The sequence below is a fragment of the Lysobacter sp. HDW10 genome, assembly GCF_011300685.1.
In the GTDB taxonomy this organism is placed as follows: Bacteria; Pseudomonadota; Gammaproteobacteria; order Xanthomonadales; family Xanthomonadaceae; genus Solilutibacter.
On record NZ_CP049864.1, the window covers coordinates 1,513,731 to 1,539,720 of the forward strand.

At 56.3% G+C, this 25,990-nt stretch carries 29 protein-coding genes and 1 riboswitch; of the genes, 16 read left to right on the top strand and 13 right to left on the bottom strand.

Features of this window, described 5'->3' with window-relative positions:
• Positions 1-9 precede the first annotated feature (9 nt).
• From dnaQ to virB11, 6 genes are all read left to right on the top strand, one after another.
• The gene (gene dnaQ, locus G7069_RS07290) at positions 10-705 is read left to right on the top strand and encodes a DNA polymerase III subunit epsilon (protein WP_166295801.1); all 696 of its coding nucleotides are present in this window, start codon (positions 10-12) and stop codon (positions 703-705) included.
• A 106-nt stretch (positions 706-811) separates the two neighbouring features.
• Entirely contained in the window at positions 812-1,288 is a 477-nt protein-coding gene (locus G7069_RS07295; protein WP_166295804.1) for a hypothetical protein, read from the top strand.
• Positions 1,285-2,067 (top strand): type IV secretion system protein, encoded by a 783-nt coding sequence (locus G7069_RS07300; RefSeq protein ID WP_166295807.1) that lies wholly within the window; start codon positions 1,285-1,287, stop codon positions 2,065-2,067. The genes G7069_RS07295 and G7069_RS07300 overlap by 4 nt, the downstream gene beginning before the upstream one ends.
• A complete protein-coding gene (locus tag G7069_RS07305) occupies positions 2,064-2,846 on the top strand; it encodes a TrbG/VirB9 family P-type conjugative transfer protein (protein ID WP_166295810.1) in 783 nt (260 codons plus the stop codon). Before G7069_RS07300 ends, G7069_RS07305 begins: the two co-directional genes overlap by 4 nt.
• On the top strand, positions 2,843-4,081 hold the full coding sequence (locus tag G7069_RS07310; RefSeq protein ID WP_166295813.1) for a TrbI/VirB10 family protein: 1,239 nt from the start codon (positions 2,843-2,845) through the stop codon (positions 4,079-4,081). Before G7069_RS07305 ends, G7069_RS07310 begins: the two co-directional genes overlap by 4 nt.
• Positions 4,082-4,098: 17 nt before the next feature.
• A complete protein-coding gene (gene virB11 / locus G7069_RS07315; RefSeq protein WP_166295816.1) occupies positions 4,099-5,112 on the top strand; it encodes a P-type DNA transfer ATPase VirB11 in 1,014 nt (337 codons plus the stop codon).
• 51 nt (positions 5,113-5,163) lie between these two features.
• Here virB11 and gcvP read toward each other — a convergent pair whose 3' ends face one another.
• The gene (gene gcvP, locus G7069_RS07320; RefSeq protein ID WP_166295819.1) at positions 5,164-8,103 is read right to left on the bottom strand and encodes an aminomethyl-transferring glycine dehydrogenase; all 2,940 of its coding nucleotides are present in this window, start codon (positions 8,101-8,103) and stop codon (positions 5,164-5,166) included.
• A gap of 35 nt (positions 8,104-8,138) precedes the next feature.
• A riboswitch (glycine riboswitch) is annotated at positions 8,139-8,238 on the bottom strand.
• A gap of 126 nt (positions 8,239-8,364) precedes the next feature.
• Between gcvP and G7069_RS07325 the strand changes: the two genes are divergently transcribed.
• The 3 genes from G7069_RS07325 (at position 8,365) to G7069_RS07335 (ending at position 11,362) form a co-directional block, all read left to right on the top strand.
• On the top strand, positions 8,365-9,129 hold the full coding sequence (locus G7069_RS07325) for a hypothetical protein (RefSeq protein ID WP_166295822.1): 765 nt from the start codon (positions 8,365-8,367) through the stop codon (positions 9,127-9,129).
• Between the two features lie 131 nt (positions 9,130-9,260).
• Positions 9,261-10,451, top strand: a complete 1,191-nt coding sequence (locus G7069_RS07330; protein WP_166297632.1) for a multidrug effflux MFS transporter — start codon at positions 9,261-9,263, stop codon at positions 10,449-10,451.
• Positions 10,448-11,362 (top strand): DMT family transporter, encoded by a 915-nt coding sequence (locus tag G7069_RS07335; RefSeq protein ID WP_240912506.1) that lies wholly within the window; start codon positions 10,448-10,450, stop codon positions 11,360-11,362. The genes G7069_RS07330 and G7069_RS07335 overlap by 4 nt, the downstream gene beginning before the upstream one ends.
• Before the next feature lie 9 nt (positions 11,363-11,371).
• Here G7069_RS07335 and G7069_RS07340 read toward each other — a convergent pair whose 3' ends face one another.
• From G7069_RS07340 to G7069_RS07365, 6 genes are read right to left on the bottom strand one after another with little or no spacing between them, the layout of a single operon-like run.
• Positions 11,372-12,682, bottom strand: coding sequence for an amino acid permease (locus tag G7069_RS07340; RefSeq protein ID WP_166295825.1), 1,311 nt, complete (start codon positions 12,680-12,682; stop codon positions 11,372-11,374).
• Positions 12,683-12,690: 8 nt separating this feature from the next.
• The gene (locus G7069_RS07345) at positions 12,691-13,218 is read right to left on the bottom strand and encodes a hypothetical protein (RefSeq protein WP_240912507.1); all 528 of its coding nucleotides are present in this window, start codon (positions 13,216-13,218) and stop codon (positions 12,691-12,693) included.
• A gap of 11 nt (positions 13,219-13,229) precedes the next feature.
• Positions 13,230-13,493 (bottom strand): cell division topological specificity factor MinE, encoded by a 264-nt coding sequence (gene minE / locus G7069_RS07350; RefSeq protein WP_166295828.1) that lies wholly within the window; start codon positions 13,491-13,493, stop codon positions 13,230-13,232.
• Positions 13,494-13,495: 2 nt separating this feature from the next.
• The gene (gene minD / locus G7069_RS07355; protein ID WP_166295831.1) at positions 13,496-14,305 is read right to left on the bottom strand and encodes a septum site-determining protein MinD; all 810 of its coding nucleotides are present in this window, start codon (positions 14,303-14,305) and stop codon (positions 13,496-13,498) included.
• Positions 14,306-14,332: 27 nt separating this feature from the next.
• A complete protein-coding gene (gene minC, locus G7069_RS07360) occupies positions 14,333-15,100 on the bottom strand; it encodes a septum site-determining protein MinC (RefSeq protein ID WP_166295834.1) in 768 nt (255 codons plus the stop codon).
• Positions 15,097-15,702 carry a GNAT family N-acetyltransferase gene (locus tag G7069_RS07365; protein ID WP_166295836.1) on the bottom strand — a complete coding sequence of 202 codons (606 nt, stop codon included), beginning with the start codon at positions 15,700-15,702 and terminating at the stop codon, positions 15,097-15,099. The genes minC and G7069_RS07365 overlap by 4 nt, the downstream gene beginning before the upstream one ends.
• A 146-nt stretch (positions 15,703-15,848) precedes the next feature.
• Here G7069_RS07365 and G7069_RS07370 point away from each other — a divergent pair, with 146 nt between their 5' ends.
• From G7069_RS07370 to G7069_RS07390, 5 genes are all read left to right on the top strand, one after another.
• The gene (locus G7069_RS07370; RefSeq protein WP_166295839.1) at positions 15,849-17,021 is read left to right on the top strand and encodes a sensor histidine kinase; all 1,173 of its coding nucleotides are present in this window, start codon (positions 15,849-15,851) and stop codon (positions 17,019-17,021) included.
• Positions 17,022-17,038: 17 nt separating this feature from the next.
• The gene (locus tag G7069_RS07375) at positions 17,039-17,686 is read left to right on the top strand and encodes a response regulator transcription factor (RefSeq protein WP_166295842.1); all 648 of its coding nucleotides are present in this window, start codon (positions 17,039-17,041) and stop codon (positions 17,684-17,686) included.
• A gap of 109 nt (positions 17,687-17,795) precedes the next feature.
• Complete coding sequence (locus G7069_RS07380; RefSeq protein ID WP_166295844.1) at positions 17,796-18,869, top strand: SRPBCC family protein; 1,074 nt, start codon at positions 17,796-17,798, stop codon at positions 18,867-18,869.
• A 61-nt stretch (positions 18,870-18,930) separates the two neighbouring features.
• On the top strand, positions 18,931-19,335 hold the full coding sequence (locus G7069_RS07385) for a DUF423 domain-containing protein (RefSeq protein ID WP_166295847.1): 405 nt from the start codon (positions 18,931-18,933) through the stop codon (positions 19,333-19,335).
• A complete protein-coding gene (locus tag G7069_RS07390; RefSeq protein WP_166295850.1) occupies positions 19,332-20,012 on the top strand; it encodes a DNA-3-methyladenine glycosylase 2 family protein in 681 nt (226 codons plus the stop codon). The genes G7069_RS07385 and G7069_RS07390 overlap by 4 nt, the downstream gene beginning before the upstream one ends.
• Here the strand turns inward: G7069_RS07390 and G7069_RS07395 are convergent, their stop codons facing one another.
• From G7069_RS07395 to G7069_RS07420, 6 genes are all read right to left on the bottom strand, one after another.
• Entirely contained in the window at positions 20,013-20,807 is a 795-nt protein-coding gene (locus G7069_RS07395; RefSeq protein ID WP_166295853.1) for a M15 family metallopeptidase, read from the bottom strand.
• A gap of 21 nt (positions 20,808-20,828) precedes the next feature.
• Complete coding sequence (locus G7069_RS07400; RefSeq protein WP_166295856.1) at positions 20,829-22,118, bottom strand: alpha/beta fold hydrolase; 1,290 nt, start codon at positions 22,116-22,118, stop codon at positions 20,829-20,831.
• Position 22,119: 1 nt separating this feature from the next.
• Positions 22,120-22,299, bottom strand: coding sequence for a DUF4177 domain-containing protein (locus tag G7069_RS07405; protein ID WP_166295859.1), 180 nt, complete (start codon positions 22,297-22,299; stop codon positions 22,120-22,122).
• Positions 22,296-22,484, bottom strand: a complete 189-nt coding sequence (locus G7069_RS07410; protein WP_166295862.1) for an Arc family DNA binding domain-containing protein — start codon at positions 22,482-22,484, stop codon at positions 22,296-22,298. Before G7069_RS07410 ends, G7069_RS07405 begins: the two co-directional genes overlap by 4 nt.
• 5 nt (positions 22,485-22,489) lie before the next feature.
• The gene (locus G7069_RS07415) at positions 22,490-23,374 is read right to left on the bottom strand and encodes an SPFH domain-containing protein (RefSeq protein WP_166295865.1); all 885 of its coding nucleotides are present in this window, start codon (positions 23,372-23,374) and stop codon (positions 22,490-22,492) included.
• An 84-nt stretch (positions 23,375-23,458) separates the two neighbouring features.
• Positions 23,459-24,367 carry a hypothetical protein gene (locus tag G7069_RS07420; protein ID WP_166295868.1) on the bottom strand — a complete coding sequence of 303 codons (909 nt, stop codon included), beginning with the start codon at positions 24,365-24,367 and terminating at the stop codon, positions 23,459-23,461.
• A gap of 79 nt (positions 24,368-24,446) precedes the next feature.
• Between G7069_RS07420 and purT the strand changes: the two genes are divergently transcribed.
• Complete coding sequence (gene purT / locus G7069_RS07425) at positions 24,447-25,652, top strand: formate-dependent phosphoribosylglycinamide formyltransferase (RefSeq protein ID WP_166295871.1); 1,206 nt, start codon at positions 24,447-24,449, stop codon at positions 25,650-25,652.
• Between the two features lie 9 nt (positions 25,653-25,661).
• On the top strand, positions 25,662-25,982 hold the full coding sequence (locus tag G7069_RS07430; protein ID WP_166295874.1) for a hypothetical protein: 321 nt from the start codon (positions 25,662-25,664) through the stop codon (positions 25,980-25,982).
• The last annotated feature ends 8 nt before the right edge of the window (positions 25,983-25,990 follow it).

Below are 25,990 nucleotides of genomic sequence, written 5' to 3' on the forward strand. Positions count from 1 at the left end.
TGAGATCAAATGAGACAAGTTGTACTGGACACGGAAACCACTGGACTCTCGCCGCAAAACGGCGATCGTGTTGTTGAAATCGGTTGTGTCGAATTGGTCATGCGCCGTCCGACGGGGCGCACCTTTCAAGCGTATTTGAACCCGCAGCGTTCGATGAGTCAGGAGGCCGTGGAAATTACCGGTTTGTCTGATGCGTTTTTGCAAGACAAGCCGCTGTTCGTAAGCGTCGCAGATGACTTTTTGGCGTTTGTCGAGGGCGCTGAGCTCATCATTCATAACGCCGAGTTCGACATGGGTTTCTTGGAGAATGAGCTGAGCTTGCTTGAAGAGAGTCGTGGCGCATTGGCACCGCGCGTTTCTGTGTTGGATACCGTCAAACTCGCGCGCAGCATGTATCCGGGTCAACGCGTGAGCCTCGACGCGCTTTGTCGTCGATTGGGCGTCGACAACTCGGGTCGCGACTTGCACGGCGCATTGCTCGATGCGCAAATCTTGGCCGAAGTGTACTTGGCGATGACCTCGGGGCAACACGAGATCGGCTTTACGGTGAACGTCGATACCACGCGTGCTGTCACCCGAAAAATACAATCGTCCGACGCCGCGTCTCGACCGCTGTTCACGGTGACAGCTGCAGACGAAGCCGCGCATGCCACACGCACGGCAAGCATTGCAGCAAAGAGCGGTGTGGACCTTTGGTCTGAATAGTCTGCCCTTAAGTCTCACTTTGGATTAGGACTAAACCTACAGACGCCCATGATGCGCACCCAATAAGGTGTGCGTTCGAAATGAATGTGTCGCTGGGAGGCGAGACATGGGGCTCTGTTATCAACGCACCAAAGCAATCGCCTTTGTCGCGCACCTATCGCTTCTGGTTGTGTGTATCACCCACGCTGGCTGCGCCCACAGAGATGTCAAAGTGACGGGCGAGTGGCGTCCGGCGAATGCCTTGGACGCAACGCCACAGCCGATCCATGACGCACCTACGGTGCAGTACATCTCGACACCCTTAGACCCGTCCTTGCGCAGCTTGCTTTCACGCTGGTCTAAGCAGGGCGAGGTGGCCTTGGACTATCGCGCGAGTTCTGACTTTAGCTTGTCGGTTGATGCGGCCAACATTCGGGCGACATCGCTTGAGGGCGGTATTGCGGCGCTCAATCGCATCTATATGCAGAGCGGCGTCGATATTCGTTTGGAAGGCGCTGTTGTGCAGGTGACGCCTCGCGTGCCCATGGAATCAAATCCGCGAAAGAAAACCACTCGAAGCAGCAAACGGAAAAGTAAGCGATGAATGTGATGGGGCGTCATGCGACCGCGACGCATGTGATCGAGAAGGCGATCGATTTTGAAGTCAGTCTGGCCGACATGGCGCGCAAGAGTGAGCAACGTGCGTGGCGTATCGCCGGCTTCTCAGTGTTTATCACGCTGTGCATGTGCGCACTTCTTGCGTGGTTGTTGCCGCTGAAACGTGAAGTGCCGTATCTGGTGATGGCAGATGCCTATACCGGTACGGCCTCGATGACGCGACTTACAACGGGCACGCATTTCGATGAAATGAAAGCCAGCGATGCGGTCAACAGAAGCAACATCTGGCACTACATCTTGGCGCGAGAGTCTTGGGATGCCACATGGACCTCAGAGCGCGATTGGCGAACGGTGCACATGATGTCTGCGCCGGAAGTCGTGCGCCAGATGCGTCAAGAGCGCGATGAAGACAACCTCGACAGCCCGGCGCGCAAATACGGCAGCCAATCTGCCATTCGCGTCAAGATCCTGAGCATCACACCGATCGGGCAACGTTCGGGCGAGCCCCCTAAGGGCGCAACCGTTCGATTTCAGCGGCTTTTGTTTGACAAGGCGAGTGGCAGCACTCAAGTGCTTGATAACAAACTGGCCACGCTGGAGTTTAAGTACGATCCAAACTTGAAAATGAAAGACGAGGACAGCGTCGAGAATCCCTTGCGCTTCGTGGTCACACACTATCGCGTGGATACGGACGCGGCGACACCTGTGCCAGTCCAGCAAATGCGCGCTGAGCCGGTTCTGCCCATTAGCGTGCAAGCCTCATGACGCGCGCCTTCAGTTCACTCCGATGGCTGTGCTGGGTCGTTGCCTTGTGTGCGTCGCTGTCTTCACCTGCACATGCAGACGTTATGCAGACCTACGCCTACGAACCCGGAAAAATCTATGTAGTTCGAACCGCGCTTGGGATTGCCACACAGATCACATTGGTCAGTGATGACGAAGTCGTGGATTACAGCGTTGGTTTTAGTGGTGGCTGGGATGTCAGTCGCCGCGGCAATGTCATTTACGTACGGCCTAAGAATGTCGACGTAGACACAAACCTCATCGTCCGCACACGTGAGCGCACTTACGTGATCGATTTGAAAGTGGTGGCGTCGAATTGGAAGCGCTTGGATGAAGCCAAACGTGCAGGTGTTCAGTACCGGGTGTTGTTCGTCACGCAGGGGCTTGCAAGCACGGGCACCCTTGCGCAGTCATCATCGCCTGGCGTCGTGGCTTCTGCCGAGATGCGCGCACCCGAATGGGATGCCTCCAAACGGTATGTTTTCGCATACGACGTTGCGGCATCGCGAGGCGCGACCGCCTTGTTGCCGACGAACGTTTATGACGATGGGTCATTGACCTATGTGCGCTTGAGAAACGCTCGAGGTACGACCGGACTCTCTCAGCCCGCAGTCTTTGCGCGCCGGACGCAAGATGGCGGTGACATGACCGTGAACTCACACATCGACGGCAACGTCGTGGTGGTGCATGGCGTCTATCCCTTCCTTGCACTTCGTAACGGCGCACAGCTTGTGCTAATTCGACGGAATCAAACGCGATGAATGAACCCAACGTGCCTGCGTCAGCCACGCGTTTCTATGCGGATTCGCAGCCCATCCTTGCGCAGCACCCGCCTGAAGAAGAGCACCTGGATCAAAGTGTGGATGTTTTGGACGACGCGGGCGCGCGACGACTCAACATGCGTGCGATCTGGATACTCGGTAGCAGTGTGCTGGTGATGATGGCACTGATGCTGTGGGTGGGACGTTCGTTCGGTTCTGCGCGCACTGCGCCTGCATTGCCGGAAGGGACTTCGGAAACGGTGGAATCACCTGCACTTCCCGGTGCCGACCTCGCGTCTGCGTCGTCGAGCGCAGAAGGACACAGCGAAGGTGGCGGCGGTGGGATGGGCGCCAGTGATCGTGCTTTACCGCCGATGCCACCGGAACCCATGCGCCCAACATTTGAGCCATCAGATACGTACGCGCCGCCAAGTCCGTATGCAACTTCGGCGTCAATGGATGATGCGCCGGTGCGTGACACCGCCGAGACAAGTCTGTTGCAAAGGCGCATTTTGAATGGCGCATCATCGGACACTCAGACGTCATCATTCACGGATCCGCTCAACGCCGAAACGCCGGCTGTGGCGAGTGCGCGTGATACTGGCCGACAGGGTAAAGTCACGCGCCTGCAACATCGCTCGTTTCTAATTGTTCGCGGCACAACGCTTCGATGCGCATTGGCCTCGCGCATTGTGAGTGACCTGAGCGGCTATGCCAGTTGCGTCTTGGTCGAACCGGTTTATGCGGTCGACGGCAAGCGCATCTTGCTGATGAGTGGCACGCGACTGCTAGGGCAATATGCATCAGGTGTAGGCGCCGGCGATCGCTTGGAAGTGCAATGGGATCGTGCGTTAACACCTGACGGGTTGGACATCGCCTTGGGCGGCGCAGGCACAGATACCTTGGGTGGTGCAGGGCATCCGGGTCGCGGTTCATCGCATTGGGGCCAGCGAATCGCATCCGCGCTGATGATCAGTATTTTGTCGGATGGGTTTAAGTACGCAGCGGCGAAACATGGCCCACGCGAGACTTCGATTTACGCCGGTGGAACGGTCGTGACCGAACCCTTCAACAGCAATACCGCACAGACGGCACAAGCATTGGCCGAGCAAGCGCTCGCGCAAGGTGCCGGTCGCCCGCGCACCTTGGTGATCAAGCAGGGCACCTTGTTGAATGTCTATGTGACTGAGGACATCGACTTCAATGACGTCCTCGGTGCATCGAAAGTGAACTGAGATTCCAAGAAGACCCGATGACATCGATGAACGCGAGCAGCGAGTTCTTGACGCATCAGTTCAAGACCTTGGGCATTCTCACGCTGCTCGAATCAGAAGGCGTTACAGAGATTTGCATTAATTCGCCGGGCACCGTATTTGCCGAAACGCGCAACGGCTGGCGAGCCTTTGATGTGCCGTCACTCACGTTTGAGCGTGCACGGCATTTCTGTATTTCTGTCGTCAACGAAAGCAACACGGGTCAAAGGATCACGGATCACGAGCCGATGGCATCCATCACCTTGCCTAATGGTGCGCGTGCGCAACTGGTGATGCCGCCGGCGTGCGAGGCTGGAAAAGTGTCCATTACCTTGCGAATTCCCTCGCGAATCCGCAAAGGGATGGATGACTATGCGGCAGAGGGCTTTTTCGATGTGGTGTCCACGTCGCAGCGTTCGGGTTCAAATCTGGCGCAATCACTTCAATCGCTCTTGAAGCAAGGTGCGTACCCGCAGTTCTTCGATTGCATCGTGAAAGAAAAGCTGAACATTGTCATTGCGGGCGCCACCGGTAGCGGAAAAACAACCTTTATGAAGGCGCTGGTGGCGCACATCCCTGATAACGAACGGCTGATCACGATTGAAGACGCACGTGAGATCGATTTGCCACAGCCGAATCACGTCAACTTGCTCTATGCCAAGGGCGCGGCACCGGACAGTCGTGTCACAGCGAAAACATGTATGGAAGCGTGCTTGCGCATGCGCCCTGATCGCATCATTCTCGCCGAGCTTCGCGGAGATGAAGCCTTCTACTTCATCCGCAATTGCGCATCCGGGCATCCGGGTTCAATAACGAGTTGTCACGCAGGAAGTACCGCGCAAACTTGGGATCAATTGGCGTTAATGGTGAAAGCTTCGCCGGAAGGACGCGGCTTGGATTTTGAGAACATCAAACGACTGCTCAAAGCCACGATTGATGTTGTGGTCCACGTGAAATCTGCGCAAGGGCGTCGATTTGTCAGCGGCATCGAATTCGGCACTTCGCTCCAATAAAAAAGGGCCGCACGAATGCGGCCCTTCTGCAATGGTTCGAGCGTCTGATGCTTAGACAGCCATCGGCTCGCTAAATGCTTCCGGCTCGTCTTCTTCCTTAAAGGCATCGACCGGAATGCACGAACAGAACACGTTCTTGTCACCGAATACGTTGTCGACGCGTGCGACCGGCGGCCAGTATTTTTGTTGCTTAAGGCTTTGCAACGGAAACACAGCCAACTCGCGGCTATACGCGTGATTCCAATCGCCGGTCGCCACTTGCATCGCTGTATGCGGTGCGTGTTTGAGCGGATTGTCTTCGCTATCAAGCTCACCGCGCTCGACCATGCGAATTTCATCGCGGATTTGAATCATCGCGTCGATGAAACGATCGAGCTCGTATTGCGATTCTGATTCGGTCGGCTCGACCATCAGCGTGCCCGCGACGGGGAAGCTGAGTGTCGGCGCGTGGAAACCGAAGTCAATTAAGCGCTTGGCGACATCTTCTGCACTGATGCCGGTTTCGTCCTTGATCGGGCGAAGGTCGAGGATGCATTCGTGTGCAACCAAACCGTTTCTGCCGGTGTACAGCGTTTTGTAGTGCGGCGCCAAACGCTTGGCGACGTAGTTTGCATTGAGCAAAGCGACTTGTGTGGCTTTACGCAGGCCTGCAGCACCCATGAGCGTGATGTACATCCAGCTGATCGGCAGAATGCTGGCGGAACCGTAGGTGGCTGCGCTGACCAATGCGCCTTGACCCACGCCTTCAGTCTTGAATGGATCCGCGGCTGCAGCCTTCGGCAAGAAGGGCGCCAAGTGATCGCGCACCGCACACGGGCCGACACCCGGACCGCCGCCGCCGTGGGGGATGCAGAAGGTCTTATGCAAGTTCAAATGCGAGACGTCCGAGCCCCACTTACCGGGCTTGGCGACGCCGACCAAGGCGTTCATGTTGGCGCCGTCGGTATACACCTGACCGCCGTTGGCATGCACGATTTCGCAAATCTCAACAACACTTTCTTCGAACACGCCATGCGTGGACGGATAGGTGATCATGATCGCGGCCAACTGGTCTTTGTGCTTTTCAGCCTTGACGCGCAGGTCGTCGACGTCGACGTTGCCGTTTTTGTCGCAGGCCACCACGACAACACGCATGCCGCACAATTGCGCGGAAGCGGGGTTCGTGCCGTGTGCGGATTCGGGAATCAAGCAAATGTCACGCTGCGTGTCGCCACGCGAAGCGTGATAAGCCCGAATCGCCAACAGACCTGCATATTCACCTTGTGCGCCCGAGTTCGGCTGCAAGCTCACTGCATCGTAGCCCGTGCATTCAACGAGCATGGCTTCGAGACCTGCGATCAGTGCTTCGTAGCCGCGCGTTTGATCTGCCGGTGCCAACGGATGGATGTTTGCAAATTCAGGCCACGTGACCGGAATCATTTCCGCAGTGGCGTTCAATTTCATTGTGCACGAGCCGAGCGGAATCATCGTGCGGTCCATCGCCAAATCTTTGTCAGCCAACGAACGCATATAGCGAAGCAATTCATGCTCGCTGTGGTGCGTATTGAAGACAGGGTGGGTCAAGAATTTTGAGGTCCGACGCAGTGCTTCCGGAATCAAGGAAGGTGCGTTAGCGTCAAGCGCTTCGATCGACGGCAAATTCTCTGCCGTTGCACCGAACACGCGCCACAGCGTTTCGATGTCGTCACGCGTCGTCGTTTCATCAAGCGATACGCAGAGCGAACCGTTGTTGCGCACGCGCAAATTGATACGTGCCTCTTTCGCACGCGCAAGCACGGCTTGCGCATCGGCTGCATTCACGCACAAGGTGTCAAAAGCGGTGGCATGGACGGCATCGATACCAAATGTTTTCAAACCGGCAGCCAGGATCGCTGTGAGGCGCGCCACGCGCGTCGCAATGCGCGTCAAACCTTCGGGGCCGTGATAGACGGCGTACATGGAGGCCAGCACTGCAAGCAGGACCTGCGCAGTACAGATATTGGAGGTCGCCTTCTCGCGACGAATATGCTGCTCGCGTGTTTGCAGTGTCAGGCGGTAGGCCTTGTTGCCTTCCGTATCGACCGATACACCGATGAGGCGACCGGCAAGATTGCGCTTGTATGCGTCACGACAGGCCATATAGGCTGCGTGCGGGCCGCCGAAACCGAACGGTACGCCGAAACGCTGTGAGTTGCCGATCACGATATCCGCACCCATTTCACCCGGCGATTTCAGCACGGTGAGTGCCAGCAAATCCGTGGCAACGACGAACAGCGCGCCGTGCGAATGAATCATGTCTGCGTCTTGCGACCATTCTTCAATCCAACCACTTGACGCCGGATACTGAACCAACACGCCAAAGTAGTCACCCTTTTCCAGCGCGACGTGGAATTCATCCGTACTACGAACTACTTGTACGGTGATATCGAGCGGCTCTGCGCGCGTTTGCACGACTTCAATGGTTTGCGGATGCGTATCACCGGCCACCAAGAAAACGTTCGACTTCGACTTCGCGGAACGCTTTGCCAAGGTCATTGCTTCGGCGGCTGCGGTCCCTTCATCCAGCAAGGACGCATTGGCAATTTCCATGCCCGTTAAATCGGCACACATGGTTTGGAAATTGATCAAGGCTTCCATTCGGCCTTGCGAAATTTCAGCTTGATAGGGCGTGTACGCCGTGTACCACGCGGGGTTTTCCAAGATGTTGCGCAAGATGACATTCGGCATGTGCGTGCCGTAATAGCCTTGGCCAATAAAACTCTTGAACACTTCATTCTTGTCAGCCAATGCCCGAATCTTGGCCAGCGCATCTACTTCGGTCATCGCAGCAGGCAAAGCCAATGGCGCGGTGCTGCGAATCTTGGCAGGCACGATCGCGTCAGTCAGTGCATCCAAAGAGGCATGACCCAATGTCTTGAGCATGGACGCAATTTCAGCGTCGCCCGGGCCAATGTGGCGTGCGACAAAAGCATCACGATCTTCGAGTTGTTGCAAGGAGGGCGTACTGGGCATGAAAGAGCATCCGTGAGCGCGGCAAGAGCCGGGAAGGGTGCCCCTCTGTCCTTTTGCCTGAGAGTTTCAACGCTTGCGCGTCTTGCCCCTTCGGCGCCGGCGCTTTACACGGCCGATCTCTCCAGAGTGTTGAGCCTATTGCGGTCCTGGGCCTGAGCGATTCCGGGCGGTTGCGCCTTCGGCAGTGACGGTCGAAACACGGCGTCACTTTTCCCACAATATGCCGCCCGATTATACCGTTGCATCGTCTAACATGCCGATATGAATGCGATTCCACCGCCCCCTGAAAAGACCTCGAAGGATGCTGAAGCCGTGGCTCGAATGGCGCGCCCGCCCAAGTGGTGGTCGTGGCTGATTGAGGAGCTCAAGGAAGATCCAGCACATGCGATCACCTTGGCCTATCTCGCCATTTCGATGCTGGGCGTGTGGGGGAGTTATTGGTTTTTCAGGCAGTTCGGCGTTGCCATCTTGGATTACATGTCACCAAGCGACTATTTGACCGCCGGACTTCGTGATCCTTCCCATCTTGTTGTGGTGGTGCTCGCGTATTGGGTGGCGCGGTGGGTGAGCTGGCCGCATGCCGTGTGGGTGCGCGATCCAGAGGCCTATGCCGCTTTTCGTATGACGTCCAAATTCAAGCAGTTTGTGCTGCCGAAAACACCAGATCGCTTTGCTGGCTGGATGCGTAGGACATTCGGCTGGCAAGGGTTTACCGCAATTGGCGCGGTGATGTATGCCGTCGTCACCTTGAGCTTGTGCTTGTCGATGGTGGTCGCCGTAGAGAAAGCTGCGCGCGTGATGAAGGGGGGTGGCCATGAGGTCCGCGTCACCTTGGCAGGCACGAGTGCACCACTGCCAGGAACGGCTCGGATGTTGGGTACGGTCGGTGACTTCGTCTTCCTTTATTGGCCCGAGTCACGCAAAGCCGAAGCCGTGTCGATCGAGTCTGCGACGCGCATTGAATCCGTCGTCAGCGCACACTTCGTCAAAGCCGCGCCGACTAGTCAGACAAACACTGCGCGCTGACACGTGTTCGTTAGACTGTGCGTCGCTCGAGCAGATCACAGGTAGAACCCCCTTTGGACGCGCATACCGGCACACCGCGCCGCCCGACAATCAACATCCGGTGGCTTGCAGTGTTGCTCGGCAGCTTGGCGATGTTGGGTGCCTTTTCGATTGATACGCTGTTCCCTGCATTTCCACAGTTGGGCACGCAGTTCGCGGCCAACGACGTCGCCCTGCAACAGACGATCAGTGTTTATCTATTTGCGTATGCGGGCATGAGCCTGTTTCACGGCCCTTTGTCTGATGCCTTGGGTCGTAAGCGCGTCATCTTGGTAGGTCTCACCTGTTTTGGATTGGCGTCGTTGGGATGTGCCTTGTCGACGCGTTTAGAGATGCTGCTGTTCTTTCGTGCGTTGCAAGGTTTGAGTGCAGGCGTAGGACTCATCGTGGGTCGGGCCGTCATCCGCGATGTGTACGATGGGCCCGATGCACAGCGATTGATGAGCCACGTATCGATGGTGTTCGGCGTTGCGCCCGCAGTTGCGCCCATCGTCGGCGGTTGGATTGTGGGTTTCACCCAATGGCCAGCCATTTTCTTTTTCTTGGTGTTTCTTGCGATCGCGTTATTCGCGTCCACTGCATTCGTCTTGCCTGAGACGCACCCTTCGGAAAAGCGAACGCAACTCGCGTTCAAACCTTTGTTGAATAGCTATTGGCAAGTTTTTTCCAATGGACGTTTCCGTCGTCTGTCACTGATTGCCGCACTTAACTTCGGTGGGCTCTTTCTCTATATCGCCTCCGCACCTGCCTTTGTGCTCAAGCATCTCAAGCGCACGCCGCAGGAGTTCTATATCTTCTTCGTGCCCGTGATCGCCTGCATGGTGATTGGCGCATTCCTGAGCGGACGATTGGCGGGTCGAGTGAGTGGTCATGCGCAGATGCGCATTGGATTCGCGCTAGGCACGGTTGCGGCCTTGTCGAATGTCGCGATGAATCTGTGGATGCCACCCGCCTTGCCGTGGGTGCTGTTGCCCATCATGGTGACTTCGCTGTCGATTGCACTGATCTCGCCCATCATTACCTTGGCGAATCTGGATCTTTTTCCGGGACTGCGTGGGGGCGCCTCGTCCGTGCAAGCATTTATCGCATTGCTTTCCAATGCCTTGATTGCAGGCCTGGTTTCACCCTTTCTGTCGGGATCGACGCTGACGCTCGCCATCGGCAGTGCTGCCATGTTGATGTCGGGCTGGTTGATTTGGCGCTATGACTTGATGCGCAACCAGCGACTCAATTTGCGTTCGTCTGCAGATGCAGCGGCGCTCGAGCCCTTGGACGAACTGTGACAAACGCGCCGCCTACAGAAGCGAAATCCAGCCACGCCCTGGGCTTGCTTTACGGCGCATTGGCCTACGCGTGCTTTTCTTGGAGTGATGCGTTTATCAAGTTGTTGGGCGGCGATGTACCGCCGTTTCAGTTGATGTTTCTCGGTGGTCTGTGCGGATTGGTGGTCGTGCCATGGGTCTTGCGCTCCGGTGGTCAATGGCAAGACATCGTTCGGCCTAAGCGTCCTGGCATTTGGTGCATGCGTTTGATTCTCGGTGCCTTGAACACCATCGGTGCAATCTGGGCCTTTGAACGTTTGTCGATGCCCGAAGCATTTGCACTGATCTTCTTGATGCCGATCTTTGTCACCTTGCTTTCAGTGATGTTTCTTTCCGAACACGTTGGATGGCGTCGCTGGCTTGCGGTGGTCGTGGGCTTTGCGGGGGTCATGATCGTGTTGCGCCCCGGTTTTCGTGATCTCAACATCGGCCATTTCGGTGCCGTGTTGGCAGGCTTGTGCGGCGCGGGCAGTGTTGTGTTGGTTAGAAAGGCAGGGGACACCGAAAGTCGTATCACGCTGTTTACGACCATCTTGGTCGGAAGCATCGTGATAGGGGGCCTCCTAACAATCACCTCGTGGCGCGACCTTGACCTGGACATGGCGGTCAAGACCGCGGGCTATGGCCTACTGTCTGCCGTCGGTGGCTTGTTCTTGATGATGGCAACCTTAAAGGCGCCCGTAAATCATGTTGCGCCTATCCAATATTCGCAGATGCTTTGGGCTGTCTTTTTGGGCTACTTCATGTTCAAAGAAGGCGTCGACACCTTTACGTGGGTCGGCATTGCGGTGATCTTGGCGGCGGGTCTTTTCACACTGCTTCGAGAAGAACGATTGACCGGATGGTGGCACCGTCAGCGTTGGTTGCCATAGGCGATCGCCTTACTTTTTGTATCGCATCCAAAGATGGATGGGAAAACCCGCCAGCAACAGCACACCACCCCATAGCAAGGCTTCGGTACCCGTGCCTGCCATGGCATAGGCGCTGTAGATCAATGCAAGCAAAGCAACCCATCGACCTTTGCGCTCACCGGTTTTCAGCCACGCGGCGCTTCCAACGAAGTAGGGCAGCAAGGTCGCCGCAGTCGACAGCAGAATCGAAAACGTAAACAGTGACACCAAGGAACGCGAGTAATTCGAAAGCACGAGTGCAGTAGCCAGTACGCTGCTGGCAAGGATCGCGAAACGGGGTGTGTCATGTGCATTGACGCGCGCGAATGCAGCGGGTAGCAAGCCTTCTCGCGCCGCGGCGAGCGGTACCTGAGCTGAAATGAGCACCCATCCATTCAACGCGCCCAAGCACGACACTGCGGCCACCAAAGCAATAGCCACCGCTGCCCAACGCCCCCACAGAATGCCCGCTGCATCTGCCATGGGTGCTGCGGAGTGCTTCAACGTGTCTACGGGCACAATGCCCAAGACAGACGTCACGGCCAATACAGTCACGATCCCTGCGAGCAAAGTTCCGATCACAGTCGCTCTTGGCACCGTGCGCTCTGGATTATCAATGGCACCCGCGGGCACGGTCGCGGCCTCTAGACCGATCAATGCCCAAAGCGTCAGTGCAACAGTGGCATGCACTGCACCCGATAGCGGCAGTTCGCTGCGATTGAAAGGCACGAATTGTGTGCGATCGACATACCAAATGGCGATGCCTGCAAAAACCAACAGCGGCACGAACTTCAACACGGTCAACAGCACATGGACGCGACCGGCTTCGCGCACGCCCATCAGGTTGACACTTGCGCACAACCATAAGCCGCCAAGCGCACACGCGGCGGCGCGTATAGGCGTCGCGGTCATTGGCGGATACAGCGCGCCTAACGCACCCGCAAATGCCACGGCAATCGCTGCATTTGCGCACCACACGGATACCCAATAGCTCCATGCAACAAGAAAGCCCGGCGTTTCACCAAAAGCCTTTCGCGCAAAGACGAACGGTCCACCTGAGTGTGGCCAGCGTGTAGCCAATTTTGAGAACGTCAGTGCCAACATCAGCGCGCCCGTCAGGGTGACGGCCCAACCGAGGATGCTCACGCCGCCATAGGACGCTAAAGACGCAGGCAAAACGAAGATGCCACTGCCGATCATGCTGCCGACGACGAGTGCAGTCGCGGACCAAAGGCCAAGCGGTCGCGCGGTTTTCGCAGCACCGGTGGTGTCTGCAGGGCGGGGAGACGCAGTATCGGACATGGCTGACTTTATTGACCGGTGACTTGAATTGCCGGTTTGGATTCAAGGGTCGGAATGACGAGTTGATGTTTGGCGTCTACCAAGCCGCGTGAGACCAACCAAGCCCATGCGTCTGCAGCGTCTTGCTCAATATAAGCCTGCGCGCTGCCCAAGCGAAATGTGTAGCCCCAAGTGTCCATGTCAGCAAGAATTCGCGATCGGCCCACACCCGGGAGTGCATCAGCAAGCAGTGCCTGAAGGACGCAGACGCCATTCTCTTCTTCGATGGAATCCGTGGCATCCGTATGCACTTCGGCGCGCTTGTGTGGCGGCAGCACAATCAGGTGTCCTGCTTCGTGCAAGATCGAGTGCACGGGTGTACTAGCGCGCGCGTAGACCGAAGTGCCGATGATGCCGGCCTCGTCGTCACCCCAGTAACTACCGGGAATCGGCGTGCCTTCTTCTACGCAATGGAGCTGCAAGCCAAATTTGCCAAGCAGTGAAGCAACTGCGGCAAAGTCAATTTGCCGCAATCGCAAAACATCTGCTTGATTCACGTCCGCTTGGATCAAGCGTCTTTGTTTTCCGGCAATTCGATGGAAATATCGAGCACGTCGTAGTCACCATGTTTTTCTTTGGTGACCGAAATGGCGCTATCCGGAATATGGAAGTGCTTTTGAATCAAGGCCATCAATTCGACTTTGAATGCCGGCGGAATCTCAAGATCGTGCGGGTCACGCGAGTCACGCTGCTGCGCGATGATGAATTGCAAGCGGCTTTTGGCTTCAAGCGCAGTGTCTTTACGAGGCTTGAGGAAATCAAACAAACCCATCATTAACCCCCGAACATCTTGCTGAAGAAGCCTTTCTTTTCGGCTTGTAAGAAGCGCATCGGACGCGTTTCACCCATCAATCGTGCAACCGCATCGTCATAGGCGATGGCGGCGTCGGAATTGCTTTCCAGAATCACCGGTTCACCTTTGTTCGAAGCGTTCAACACGTCGGTGGATTCAGGGATCACACCAATCGCTTTCAAACCCAAAACTTCTTCAACGTCATTGATGCCGAGCATTTCGCCTCTTTCAACGCGCGACGGGCTGTAGCGCGTCAACAACAGAAACTCTTCAACACGACCGCCGTCGATGGCCTTCTTGGTTTTCGAAGCAAGCAAACCGAGAATTCGATCAGAGTCGCGCACCGACGAGACTTCAGGGTTGACCACAACGACCGCTTTGTCCGCGTAGAACATAGCGAGGAATGCGCCCTTCTCAATACCTGCCGGCGAATCACACACGATGTAGTCGAAGCCTTCCGCTTTCATATCGTTCAACACGCGCTCGACACCTTCTTGCGTCAACGCATCTTTATCGCGTGTTTGCGAAGCGGCCAGCACGTGAAGCGTGTCAAAGCGTTTGTCCTTGATCAGGGCTTGCTTCAAGCTTGCTTCACCCGTGACGACATTGACGAAGTCGTACACAACGCGGCGCTCGCAGCCCATGATCAAATCGAGATTGCGCAATCCGACGTCGAAATCGATCACGGCGACTTTCTTGCCGCGGCGGGCCAAGCCCGTTGCAATGCTTGCGCTGGACGTCGTCTTGCCGACGCCGCCTTTGCCAGATGTCACGACGATGATTTCGGTCAAGTTGCAGTCTCCTAAGATGACCGCGCTTTAAAGCGCGGCGATTTGAATTTTGTCGTTTTCGAGCCACACCTGGACGGCTTTGCCGATCAAGGTGTCAGGCACTTCATCCAACACTATATAGTGCCCCGCAATCGCGACAAGCTGTGCGTTGAACTCATTGCAAAAGATTCGAGACGTGGTGTCGCCACGTGCGCCCGCCAATGCTCTGCCGCGCAGGGGGCCATAGACGTGGACCGAGCCGTCAGCCATGACTTCGGCGTCCATGCTGATCATGCCCACGACGGTCAAATCACGGTGTTCTGCATAGACCTGTTGGCCCGAGCGGACGGGATGGGTGATCACCAAGCCTTCTTGCGACTTTGATTCGGCTTGCGGCGGTTGTGCAGCCGGTGCTTTGGCAGCACTGCGCGCAGGTGCAGGTGCAGGTGCCGGCGGCAATTCAGGGGCTTCTCCCGCGCGTTCATAGCTGGCGCGGAACTTGGCCAAGGTTGGCAGACCGAGCGCTTGCGCTAATACGTCGTTTTCATGGCTGCCGTACGCAATGGCGACTGGGCGGACGCCCTCGCGGCGCAAGGCTTCAATCAAGCTGCCCGCTTGGTCGACAGTCGGCAATTCAGCCAAACCGCCGAAATCCACGATGACGGCACCCCGTTCAAAAAGTTTGGGTGCGCGCTGGACACGATCGCGCATTTCTTGCGCGAGCTTTTCAATGTCAAACGTGCGAAGCCTGAGATTCGCGATGCCGACTTGGCCAAACTTGACGTCGCCCGCAAGGGAGTAATCAGGCAATGTCATCGGGTACCGGTTCCTTGCGTGCGTTGGTTCGACCAATCAGTGCGCGGGTGTCCGACCCACGGCAATGAAGGCAAGTCTTTGCCGTAATGCTCTGAAATCCATGCGTGGCTACACATGGTCTTGACCAACATGGCCGCACGCGTGCGCTCATTCTGCGGGCATTGTCCGATCTCTTGGAACTCGAGGCTGCCGTGGAAAAGCAAGGCGCGGTTGAAGCCTTCGACCAAGAACACCTCACAGGCCAAAACCGGATAACGCATTTCGGCGTAGGTCTGCACGTCGGCATAGAACACGTGACCGGTGCCTTTGCCTCGGTGCGCGTGGTCTACGACGATACGGTCGATATACAGGAACGGTTCGTCGATGTTTTGCTGGAACCAGCAGAAGTTATCGCTGTCGTGGTTGGCATCAAAACCGAATGCGACCAAGAAGGCAAAAATCTCGCCATTCCGTTCGGCCACGCGGAAATACTCTGCATCAGCGTGGAATCGACGGAGACGATCCAGATCCAATGCATTGATGGAAGGGCCTGCTGCTGCGTTGTTCAGTTCAAGGACGCGAACCAGTTCGTGTTCTTGTACGTCGCGAATGACAAGCGACATTCCACACTCCGTTTGAAAAGCGAAAAGCCGCCTCTGGCGACTTCCCAACATTATGCCACGAGCCCATCTGATTTAGCGTCGGAGAATCCTGCTTCCCGTGACTTCCGGCGGGTGAATGTGTGTGGAAATAGCCCGTACCATGGGGCATGATGCGCGAGCTCGATCACATTCAACTCCTACGCTATGTCGGCATGGTGACATGGGCGTTGGTGGGCTGTTGGCTCCTGAATGCATGGTTAGACCCGGACTATTTGCGACTGGCTGTGGGCGAGTCCGTTTGGGCCCGCATCATGCCGTGGCTCGTCGTGTATTTCACCTTTGGCGTCTGCTATTGGTGGATCACCCGCAGCATCGGTCGCAGCCAAACCCGTTGGTTCGACCACCTGGCCCTATTGGTCATGACCGTATGCGCCATTGGCGTGAGCTATTTCTCGGCAACGGGCTTGGGCAGTGTGTTGTTGATGGTGATGGCAGCCTTGCTGCCGTGGATCCTGAGCGTGCGTGTGGGCCTGGTGTGGATGCTGGCGGGCAACCTGGCGTTCGTGCCGCTATTCGTGATGGCCATGAATTACTCGCCTATTTTGGCGGTGATCCAGGCCTTGCTCTACGTCGGCTTCTCAGGCTTGGTGTTCGTCACGGCCTTTGTTGCAATGCAGCAGGCGACTGCACGGGAAGAACAACGGCGCCTGAATTCAGAACTCCGCGCCACGCGCGCTTTGCTAGCTGAAAGCGCCCGTGTCAACGAACGCACACGCATCTCACGAGAGCTGCACGATTTGCTAGGGCATCACTTGACTGCCCTCAGTCTGAATCTGGAGGTTGCGGGTCACTTGGCCGAAGGCAAGACGCGCGATCATGTACGACAGGCGCACACTTTGGCCAAACTCCTTCTCACCGATGTGCGTGAGGCCGTTAGCCACATGCGTGAAAGCGGCGGCATTGAGCTTGCAAGCGCGCTGCTGCCGTTAGCGGAAAACGTTCCAGGTTTGGAAGTTCAATTGGATATTCGAGAAGGCCTGCGCGTGGAAGACCCGGATCTTGCGCATGTCTTGTTGCGAACGACGCAAGAAATCATCACCAATGCCGTTCGCCACTCCGGTGCAACCGAACTGCGCATTGAAGTCGATGTCAGCAAGGGCGAGATCTTTCTGACTGCGCAAGACAACGGCTTAGGCACGGATTTGGTGACGGCGGGCAACGGCCTTTCCGGCATGCGAGAGCGCATCAAAGCGCAAGACGGAAAAATGGATATTCGGACAGCGCCCGGACAGGGTTTTTCAATTCATGTTTCATTACCGCTTCAAACCACTGTTGTTTGAAGCCTGAGGAGTCGCGTGTGATCAGAATCATGTTGGTAGACGATCAAACACTTGTCCGCCAAGGCATCCGGTCGCTGTTGTCGTTACCGGAAGCCGAAGGCATTGAAGTGGTGTCGGAAGCGACAGACGGAAAGCAAGCCATTGACTTGATGCCCGAGGTCAATCCGGATGTCGTCTTGATGGACATGCGAATGCCTGTTTTGTCTGGCCTTGAGGCGATTCAATCGCTGTCGCGTTTGGGGCGTTTGCCGCCCACCATTATCTTGACCACGTTTGATGACGATCAGTTGGTGTTGGCAGGGATCAAAGCAGGGGCGCGCGGGTTTCTGTTGAAGGATGTGTCGCTTGAGCAACTGGTCGGCGCCATTCGTACCGTGGCGGCGGGCGGATCGTTGGTCCAGCCGACCGTGACGCAAAAACTACTGTCGGGCTTGGAGCACTTGCAAACGGGTTTTCCGAGTCTGGAAAAGCCTGATCCGCTGACCGAGCGCGAAACCGAGATATTGCGGTTCATGGCAGGCGGCTTTTCCAACAAGGAAATCGCCAATTCTCTGGGTGTTGCCGAGGGCACGATCAAGAACCATGTCTCCAATATTCTGTCCAAATTGGGCGTACGCGATCGTACGCGGGCCGTTTTGAAGGCGTTGGAAGCAAAATTGGTCTGAAGTTTAGACGGCGTTTGTGGTTTCCCCCATTCCGCTCAAACAGTGCTTTTGCTACGATGCCTGTTTCCTGCCCTTGGTAGCCGGATGGTTGCCCCCGGAGATTTGCTGAATGAAGCTGTTCAAAGAATTATTGGTGTCGGTCGCAATTGTGGCCGTGTTTTTCCTTTTGATGGGCGTCGTGCTTCCTTCTAAGCGTCATATCGAGGAAACCGTCGACACCAACCGCAATACAACGGTCGTTTATGACATGTTGAACGGCTTCGGTCGCTTTAAAGACTGGAACGCTGTGTTCATGCGTGACCCCGCCGCCCAATACAAAATTTCCGGGCCGGCAGAAGGCAAGGGCGCCAAGATCGAATACACCTCCAAGGTGCGTGAAGTCGGTAAAGGTAGCTGGACGATCACGGGCAACGAAGCGGGCAAGCGCATCGATTTCGCCTTGGTCAATGGCGACATGGGCAAGAACAAGAAGTCGTCTTTGATCCTGACGCCGAATGAAAACGGCCGCAAGATCGAAATCAAGCAAACCTACGATGTCGAGTACGGCTTCAACTTGATCGGTCGCTACGCTGGCATGTATGCCAAGAGCTACATGGGCGAAGACATGAAGTTGGGTTTGCGCAAACTGTCGAGCTTGCTGTCTGACATTCCGAACATGCCGTACGACCGCATGACCGTGCCGTTGTCGCCGCCGAAAGTGGTTCAATTGCCGGCTGAAGACGTGTTGGTGATCAGTTCTGGCACCTTGAACAACGACATCTCTGACGTTTGGATGTCGGTCAAGAAAAACAACGAATGGATCTCGCGCACCTTGGCCGCAAATGGCCTCGTGGCTGCAGGTCCTTACCGTTTGGTGACCACCGATTACAACAGCGCAACCTACGGTTACGACCTTGTGCAACCGGTGACGAAGGTTGGCGTGCAACCGGGCCAAATCCCGACCATGACCGTCGCCGCGCCGGTGAAGTTTGCAAAGATTCCCGCGCGTCGTGCAACGACCACGTCAATCGCCAATGCAGACTTCAACTCGCTGCAGTTGACGCGTGAATCCTTGCGCGCTTGGACGATGGTGCGAGGCATGGAAATTGCCGACCGTCCGTTCGACGTATACAAGAGCGGCACAGATATTTCGTTTACAGCAGGATCGGCACAGTTCGATACCTACTGGCCGATCAAGAACTGATCGGAGTGTAAGATTCAAACAAACGCCGCGATCTTCGCGGCGTTTGCATTTGGAGGATGCGATGAATCACGTGACTCAATTGGATGCTGCACGTCGTGCCGTAAAAATGCAGCGTGTACTCGGCGGCAGTGGTGCCTTGCTCGCGTTGATTGCGGTTGCGCTGTCGGCCGTTATCGCGCACAGCGGACGTCTAGATGGCGTACAACACGACGTTTTGCGCGCCAGCGCAACGAATGCCGCGATGTTCATGTTGCTTCATGGCGCTGCAGTGACTGCGCTCGCGATGCAAGCCGTCATTCCGAATGACCGTTACGCGTTGATCGTCATGCTGGTTGGCACTGTGCTGTTCTCAGGCTCTGTCATTGCAGGTGCACTTCTGGGCACGCCCACCGGGTTGGCGCCCCTCGGCGGTTCGTTGCTGATGCTGGCGTGGCTTTGGGTTGCGATCAATCGGTTCTGGCGATGAGCAAGGTTCGCTTTGCGCGCGGTTTTGATGCGCAGAACGCAAACAAGGCTTTGCGCAAGTGCGACCCTGAGCTCGCCACGTGGATCAAGCGCATTGGCCCATTGGGTGATAGCGCGGGTTGGAAGAAATCCTTTGATCCGGTCGATGCGTTGGCACGCGCGATTCTCTATCAGCAACTGTCCGGCAAGGCTGCGTCGACAATTGTAGGTCGCTTGGAAGTTGCGATTGGCAGTACGCGATTGCATTGCGACACGTTGTCCAATATTGATGATGCAGGCATGCGCGCATGCGGCGTCTCGGGCAACAAGACATTGGCGTTACGCGATTTGATGCAACGCGAAGCGGCGGGTGAAATTCCAACAACGCGACGCATGGCAACGATGGAGAATGATGAAATCATTGCCGCACTGGTGCCGATACGTGGGATTGGTCGTTGGACGGTCGAAATGATGCTGATGTCGCGTCTGGGTCGACAGGACATCTTGCCGATCGATGATTTGGGTATTCGTCGCGGCATCCAAATCTTGCGTCAGTTGCCTGAGATGCCGAAGCCCAAAGAAGCTGCGCAATTGGGTGAAGCTTGGGCGCCTTGGCGCACACAAGCTTCGTTCTATCTTTGGCGCATTTCCGATTTCAGCGCAGCTGAAAAAACACCCGTCAAACGCTCGCAATCTTAACTAGTTGGCGAAGTACCAATGCCACGGCTCGTAGACAATGCCGTGCGGATTGTCACGCGGATAGCTCATTCGAAAGCCGAAGTTCGCCGCGTGTTCCGTCAACCAATTGAAAGCCGGTGTCTTCTCGAAACTCTCTTCTGCGGCGGGCTCGCCAGGGCTTGAGATATCCAAGGCGCGCCCTGAGTGGTGTTCGGAGTAGCCAGGTGCAGCATTCACCCGAAGAATGTCTTCAACAGATTGTCCGCGTGCGCGCTTTCGTTCGAAGATGCCAAGCTGATAGTCGTGACCCCGGTATCCAGAGATAGCCTCCAGGTGCACGCCATCTGCACGTGCGGCCTCTCGCATCTGTTGCCAGGCACGTGAGGCGCTATCCGTGAGCCAGAGCGGTCGCTTATAGCGATCGGCGCCAGCATGCGTCAGCGCGCTCGGCTCAGGCACCAAGGACAAACCCGTACGGGATTCGTAGTGATCTGTAGCCAAGCCGAGTGACCGCAATCGGGCTTCCAAGCCTGTCAGTGGCAACGTCGCGATGCTTGGGCGTATGCGTGTCATGACCTCTGACGCGAATTCCGAGAGCGCAATGCGCTCTTCGCCTTTCAACGGCGCCAACACACGCAATGTGCCTTCCGAATTGAGCGCGGCCAAAAACCGGCCGTCTCGTTTGCGTCGTAATAACCAAGAAGACAGAGAAAGTTGGCGCGCGTGGTCAGAGCGTTTGGCACGCGCAAGCTCGGACGGAATTGCGTCAAAACGCGTCCCGTTCAGAAGCACCTGACTGGGGTTGTATGTCTGCAATTGCGTTGCCTCAGAATCCTTTCAGTGCTTTTTGATCCACTTCGATACGTCGCTGATCAAGGTCATGTCGACGTGCCCGGGCTTTGCATACTCCGACATGTCAGGTTCACCTGTGCCGGCAATGCCCAAATGGTTCAAGTCAGCATAACGCTTCAGGGTGACGCGCTTGTCTTTCGCGAACTGCTTTTGCCACATGCGCCAATCCGTGTCGGTGACTTGGAAATCACGTCCACCATGCAGGAGCAAGACGGGCAGGTCCGCATCGCGCGTATCTTTCATAGGATCTACGGTGTCGACACTTCGCCAATAGGATGCGGGCTGACCCATCAACGACGCGCCATTGAACTGCGTGTCTCGAACGTCATGGATGGCTTTGTCGATCGCGCGTACGTTTTCTTCGATCGTGCTCTGCGGCAAGTGTTGTGATTTGCCGAGAAAGCGCGCTTGTTCCGGCAGCACGTCGATGAGCTTGCGTGCGGGGCCCGACCACTGAATCAGGCCGGCCACATGTCCGTCTCGCTGTGCAATGCGTGGTGCCAGCATTGCGCCTTGGCTATGGCCCATGACAAAGACGCGATTGCTGTCGATACCCGGTTGGGCGCGCAATGCGGCGAGTGCCGCAACGGCATCGTCCGTTGTTTCGTTGTCTATCGTGACGGGGTGCGTTGCGTACCAGGCCGGCATCGCCTTGCTTCGTTTTTCATAGCGAAGGACAGCAATGCCATTGTCTGCCAATGCGCGCGCGACATCTAAAAATGGACGATTTGCACCGATGGTTTCGTTGCGATCTTGCGCGCCCGAACCGTGCACCAATACCACTGCAGGAAAGGGGCCTTCGCCTTTGGGCATGGCCAAGGTAGCGGGGAGGGCATCGCTCCCTGTCCCGACTTGAATGTCGCGCTCGCTAAAGTTCGCATCGGCAGGCACCGCCGGAATCGGCGCGACCTGCTGTTGCGGTTGAATGAAAAGACCATTCACTTTGCCTGCTGCATCCACAGACACGGTTGCCAACCAATCTTGTTCGCCACGATGCATAGGAATCAAGACGATTTGCGTCGTGTCTTTCTGCATCGTCTTGAACTCGCCACGATTGCCCTTGGCTGCCATCGAGCCCCAAGCGGCTTTCAATTTCGCTTCCGGCACGGCCGCTTTCATCGTGTCCGCAAACATCGCTTCTGCTTGCGCAAATCTTCCGGCGTCCAAGTGATCCAGAAGTGTGCGCGCAGTTGTGTTTGCGGTTTCAGGTGCGACTTGCGCAGAAGCACCCATGGAAATGGCAGTGGCTAGGACCAATGCACTGATGCGTTTCATATCAGGCCTCGCGCTTGAAGAAGGCAAACATGGGCAAGGCCAGGCCATGGCTGACGACACTCACGAGCTCCCAGCCTTGCATGCCCAATTTGTTAATTTGATCTTGAATGACGTTGGGTTTTACACGGCCCCAAACGTCGGGCTTGATTTCTACCATTTGGTAGCTCCATTGCTTGCTCACGTGCTTTCCTTTGAATCAGTCGGGTGAATGTCGCGCTTTGGCAATCTGCCGTTCTTCCGCAGGGCGTCACGCAGGAGATACTCAATTTGCGCATTCAAGCTGCGGATTTCATCGTCCGCCCACCGCTGCGTCGCCGCGAGGATCTCGGCGTTAATGCGCAGCGGAAAGGCTTTCCTCTCACTCATTGCAATTAGTACAACGAACCGGCATTGACGATCGGTTGCGTCGAACGATCACCGCACAACACGACCAAGAGGTTGCTGACCATTTGCGCTTTGCGTTCTTCATCAAGCGTCACGACGCCATTCTTTTGCAATTCCTGTAGGGCCATTTCGACCATACCGACGGCACCGGAAACGATGCGTGTACGTGCCGCAATAATCGCGTTGGCCTGTTGTCGTTGCAGCATGGCTTGCGCAATCTCAGGGGCATAGGCCAAGTGGCTGATGCGTGCATCGATGACCTGGACACCGGCATCGGTTAGACGCTCTTGGAGCTCCTTCTTCAAGTGCTCGCCAATTTCTGCAGCGTGGCTGCGCAAGGACAGTTGACCCTCTTCATGTTGGTCATAGGGATAGCTGGTGGCCATCGCACGCAGTGCGGACTCCGATTGGATGTGCACGAAGGTCTCGTAATCATCCACGTTATAAACGGCTTCCGACGCATCGATCACTTGCCACACAATCACCGACGCAATTTCGATCGGCGAACCTTCAAGTTCGTTGACCTTCAACTTGCCGCTTTCAAAGTTGCGCACGCGTTGGCTGACTTTACGTTTGGCATAGAACGGGTTGTTCCAGCGCAAACCATTCGCTTTCACCGTACCGACGTATTTGCCGAACAGACTCAAGACCACTGACTGGTTCGGCTCAACCTTATACAGACCGATCAAGGCGAAGCACGACACGATCGCCAGCAAGATGCCGCCCAAAATCCGGATGCCTGACTTTACGCCATTCAATTCAGGATCGGGCCCGATGCCGCTTACGAACATCCAGAGCGACACCAAGACGAGGACAAAAAGGGCCAGCAACGCCGGGATGCCAGATATGGAACCAATTTCGCGTTCTTTCATGAGAGTTCTCCAGTGATGTTCAAATGATATCAAAATGATATCTAACGATCAAGTGAAGACCCTAAGGCGATCCGCCCTGGGGCTTTAAGGGTGCAGGCGGTAGATCAGGGTGGGGGAGATCTCGCCACTGACATACAGGGAATGGCCGTCCAGGGCCCATCCCAAGGCCTCTGGTTGCGGTAAGAGGGGCATGGAGAGCTCCTGCGGCGCGCGTTGCTCCGTGGCGCGTGCCCACGAGGTCTTGGGCGTTGCGCGCTTGTAGAGCAAAAGATGGCGATAGGTGAGCACGGCCAAGGACAAACCATCTGGGCTGATGTCCGCCGCCGTGACCTGCACGGACAACTTGGCCATCTTGGGGTTGTTCTCAATATCCGCCTTGCTAGGCCGCGGTACATGCGGCAAGTTGGCGATGAGCTTGGCGGTGACCTTATCCCCGTCTTCAAGATCGAGCGGCACGGTATACACCAGCGGGGGTTGCCGCTTCTTAGTGATGAGCACCACTTCGCGGCGGCTGAGATCCACTGCAACGGCTTCGCAATCCCGCGGCCCATTGGGCCACTTCACCTCAATAATCCGAGCAGGCTTGAGTGGGCCGGGTTGCGCGTCTAAAGCAGGCTCTTCGACAAATAAGAGACGCACACTTTTACGGATTCCGCCGTTGTCTCCTGTGTCCGCAATCAACAACCAATGCTTTTGACCATCGCTATAGCTTGCGATGTCTTCCCAGTCCTTCTTGTCCGCGCCTTCAACGGTCCATGTGCCGATGTCATTGCCAGAAGGGGTGATGGCGTAGAGGTTTGGCGGGTTTCCGCTGTCATCCATCACCCATAAACGGTTTGCATCCAACCGAGACGTCGCGAGTCCGCTAGTTTCGTCCAAGGCCTTGTTGGTAGAGATGCCGGCCAGTTGCACGCCGTCACCCACGGGCACGCCTTGCTTACAAGCAGTCAGTAGCGCAAAGGTCAGTAGCGGCACGCAAAGCAGAAGACGCATCTATTAGAGAATGCCAGAAGCGATGCCCGAGCGGAACGCAGTCGCTAAACTTGACTGACTTTTTTCAAACGGTTTGGTTATGGTTGATATCAAAACGCCGCTATCCACGTCTGCCTTCAGGGTCATGCTGCTCGGAAGTGGTGAACTGGGAAAAGAGGTCACGATCGAGCTCCAGCGATTTGGCGTGGAAACGATCGCGGTCGATCGCTACCCCGACGCACCGGCCATGCAGGTTGCACACCGGAGTCACGTCATTGACATGCTCGATGGCGACGCGCTGCGTTCATTGATTGAAGCTGAGCAACCGGATCTCGTGGTGCCGGAAATTGAGGCCATCCACACACCCACACTGGAAGCCATGGAAGCGGAAAGCGGCCTTCGCGTCGTACCGACGGCGCGCGCGACGCGACTCACCATGGACCGCGAAGGTATCCGCACCTTGGCCGCCGTTGAATTGGGCGTACCCACGTCTCCGTTTGCGTTCGTCGACACGTTCGAAGATTTCTCCGCAGCGATCGATCGCATTGGAATGCCGTGCGTCGTCAAACCTGTCATGTCTTCGTCGGGTAAAGGTCAGTCGACCGTCCGTCATCAAGATGACGTTGCAAAAGCCTGGGACTACGCGCAATCAGGCGGTCGCGCGGGCGCAGGACGCGTCATTGTTGAAGGATTTATTGATTTTGAATACGAAATCACCCTGCTGACGGTTCGGCACGTCGGCGGCACGGCGTTCTGTGCGCCCATTGGGCATCTGCAGAAAGACGGTGACTACATTGAAAGTTGGCAGCCGCAACCTATGCGTGAACTTGCGTTGGCACGCGCACGCGAGATGGCCGACAAAGTGGCGACCGCTTTAGGCGGGCGCGGCGTGTTTGGTATGGAGTTTTTTGTGAAGGGCGATGAGGTGTGGTTTTCGGAAGTGTCGCCACGTCCCCACGACACAGGGCTAGTGACGCTCGTATCGCAAACCTTGAGTGAATTTGCATTGCACGCGCGCGCGATTCTTGGATTGCCCGTGGGCGAAGACGCGCAAGGCAATATCGAAAATCTGGGCCCTTCGGCTAGTGCTGCATTGTTAGCGCGCGGTCACGGTGTGCCCGCGTTTTCCAATGTCGAAGCAGCACTTTCAGCGCCCAATACGGCCTTGCGCCTCTTCGGAAAGCCGCGTGTGGAAGGGTATCGTCGCGTGGGCGTGACGCTTGCTCGCGCAAACTCTTGCGAGGACGCGCGCGCCGTCGCACGCGACGCCGCAGCTGCAATTTCTATTGAATTTAAAGACAACTGAGGAGCATGCATGGCCACGACCGGGTATATCGTCTATTTGTTTCCACCTGCTATTGAAGCTTTGGGTGCCCCTGCACAACCCTTGCTGCAAAAAGGCGAGGGTGAGGGCGCCGAGCATTTCTTCGTTTGCAAGGAAGTCGATACCGCCGGCGCGTTGGTAGAGCTCACAATCGAAGGTCGGGATGCTCAAGGTCGCGGCACTGAAATCGAGTTGATGATTCCGATGAATATGGTGCGCATGATTGTGTCCGCGCACGTCGAAGATGCGGCGTTCGGTTTTCGAGTGCGTACATCGGAAGAGTCAGCAAAACAAACCAACTTGAATCTGTAACGCCGGTA

Excerpts from the sequence above, each read along its gene's own strand:
- G7069_RS07330 (WP_166297632.1), top strand. The coding sequence starts at position 9,261 with ATGTTGGGTGCCTTTTCGATTGATACGCTGTTCCCTGCATTTCCACAG.
- G7069_RS07415 (WP_166295865.1), bottom strand. The coding sequence starts at position 23,374 with ATGAAAGAACGCGAAATTGGTTCCATATCTGGCATCCCGGCGTTGCTG.
- G7069_RS07390 (WP_166295850.1), top strand. The coding sequence starts at position 19,332 with ATGAGCAAGGTTCGCTTTGCGCGCGGTTTTGATGCGCAGAACGCAAAC.
- minE (WP_166295828.1), bottom strand. The coding sequence starts at position 13,493 with ATGGGTTTGTTTGATTTCCTCAAGCCTCGTAAAGACACTGCGCTTGAA.
- purT (WP_166295871.1), top strand. The coding sequence starts at position 24,447 with ATGGTTGATATCAAAACGCCGCTATCCACGTCTGCCTTCAGGGTCATG.
- G7069_RS07370 (WP_166295839.1), top strand. The coding sequence starts at position 15,849 with ATGATGCGCGAGCTCGATCACATTCAACTCCTACGCTATGTCGGCATG.
- G7069_RS07365 (WP_166295836.1), bottom strand. The coding sequence starts at position 15,702 with ATGTCGCTTGTCATTCGCGACGTACAAGAACACGAACTGGTTCGCGTC.
- G7069_RS07310 (WP_166295813.1), top strand. The coding sequence starts at position 2,843 with ATGAATGAACCCAACGTGCCTGCGTCAGCCACGCGTTTCTATGCGGAT.
- G7069_RS07380 (WP_166295844.1), top strand. The coding sequence starts at position 17,796 with ATGAAGCTGTTCAAAGAATTATTGGTGTCGGTCGCAATTGTGGCCGTG.
- G7069_RS07410 (WP_166295862.1), bottom strand. The coding sequence starts at position 22,484 with ATGAGTGAGAGGAAAGCCTTTCCGCTGCGCATTAACGCCGAGATCCTC.
- G7069_RS07400 (WP_166295856.1), bottom strand. The coding sequence starts at position 22,118 with ATGAAACGCATCAGTGCATTGGTCCTAGCCACTGCCATTTCCATGGGT.
- gcvP (WP_166295819.1), bottom strand. The coding sequence starts at position 8,103 with ATGCCCAGTACGCCCTCCTTGCAACAACTCGAAGATCGTGATGCTTTT.
- virB11 (WP_166295816.1), top strand. The coding sequence starts at position 4,099 with ATGACATCGATGAACGCGAGCAGCGAGTTCTTGACGCATCAGTTCAAG.
- minC (WP_166295834.1), bottom strand. The coding sequence starts at position 15,100 with ATGACATTGCCTGATTACTCCCTTGCGGGCGACGTCAAGTTTGGCCAA.
- G7069_RS07295 (WP_166295804.1), top strand. The coding sequence starts at position 812 with ATGGGGCTCTGTTATCAACGCACCAAAGCAATCGCCTTTGTCGCGCAC.
- G7069_RS07325 (WP_166295822.1), top strand. The coding sequence starts at position 8,365 with ATGAATGCGATTCCACCGCCCCCTGAAAAGACCTCGAAGGATGCTGAA.
- G7069_RS07300 (WP_166295807.1), top strand. The coding sequence starts at position 1,285 with ATGAATGTGATGGGGCGTCATGCGACCGCGACGCATGTGATCGAGAAG.
- G7069_RS07420 (WP_166295868.1), bottom strand. The coding sequence starts at position 24,367 with ATGCGTCTTCTGCTTTGCGTGCCGCTACTGACCTTTGCGCTACTGACT.
- G7069_RS07385 (WP_166295847.1), top strand. The coding sequence starts at position 18,931 with ATGAATCACGTGACTCAATTGGATGCTGCACGTCGTGCCGTAAAAATG.
- G7069_RS07305 (WP_166295810.1), top strand. The coding sequence starts at position 2,064 with ATGACGCGCGCCTTCAGTTCACTCCGATGGCTGTGCTGGGTCGTTGCC.
- G7069_RS07340 (WP_166295825.1), bottom strand. The coding sequence starts at position 12,682 with ATGTCCGATACTGCGTCTCCCCGCCCTGCAGACACCACCGGTGCTGCG.
- dnaQ (WP_166295801.1), top strand. The coding sequence starts at position 10 with ATGAGACAAGTTGTACTGGACACGGAAACCACTGGACTCTCGCCGCAA.
- G7069_RS07430 (WP_166295874.1), top strand. The coding sequence starts at position 25,662 with ATGGCCACGACCGGGTATATCGTCTATTTGTTTCCACCTGCTATTGAA.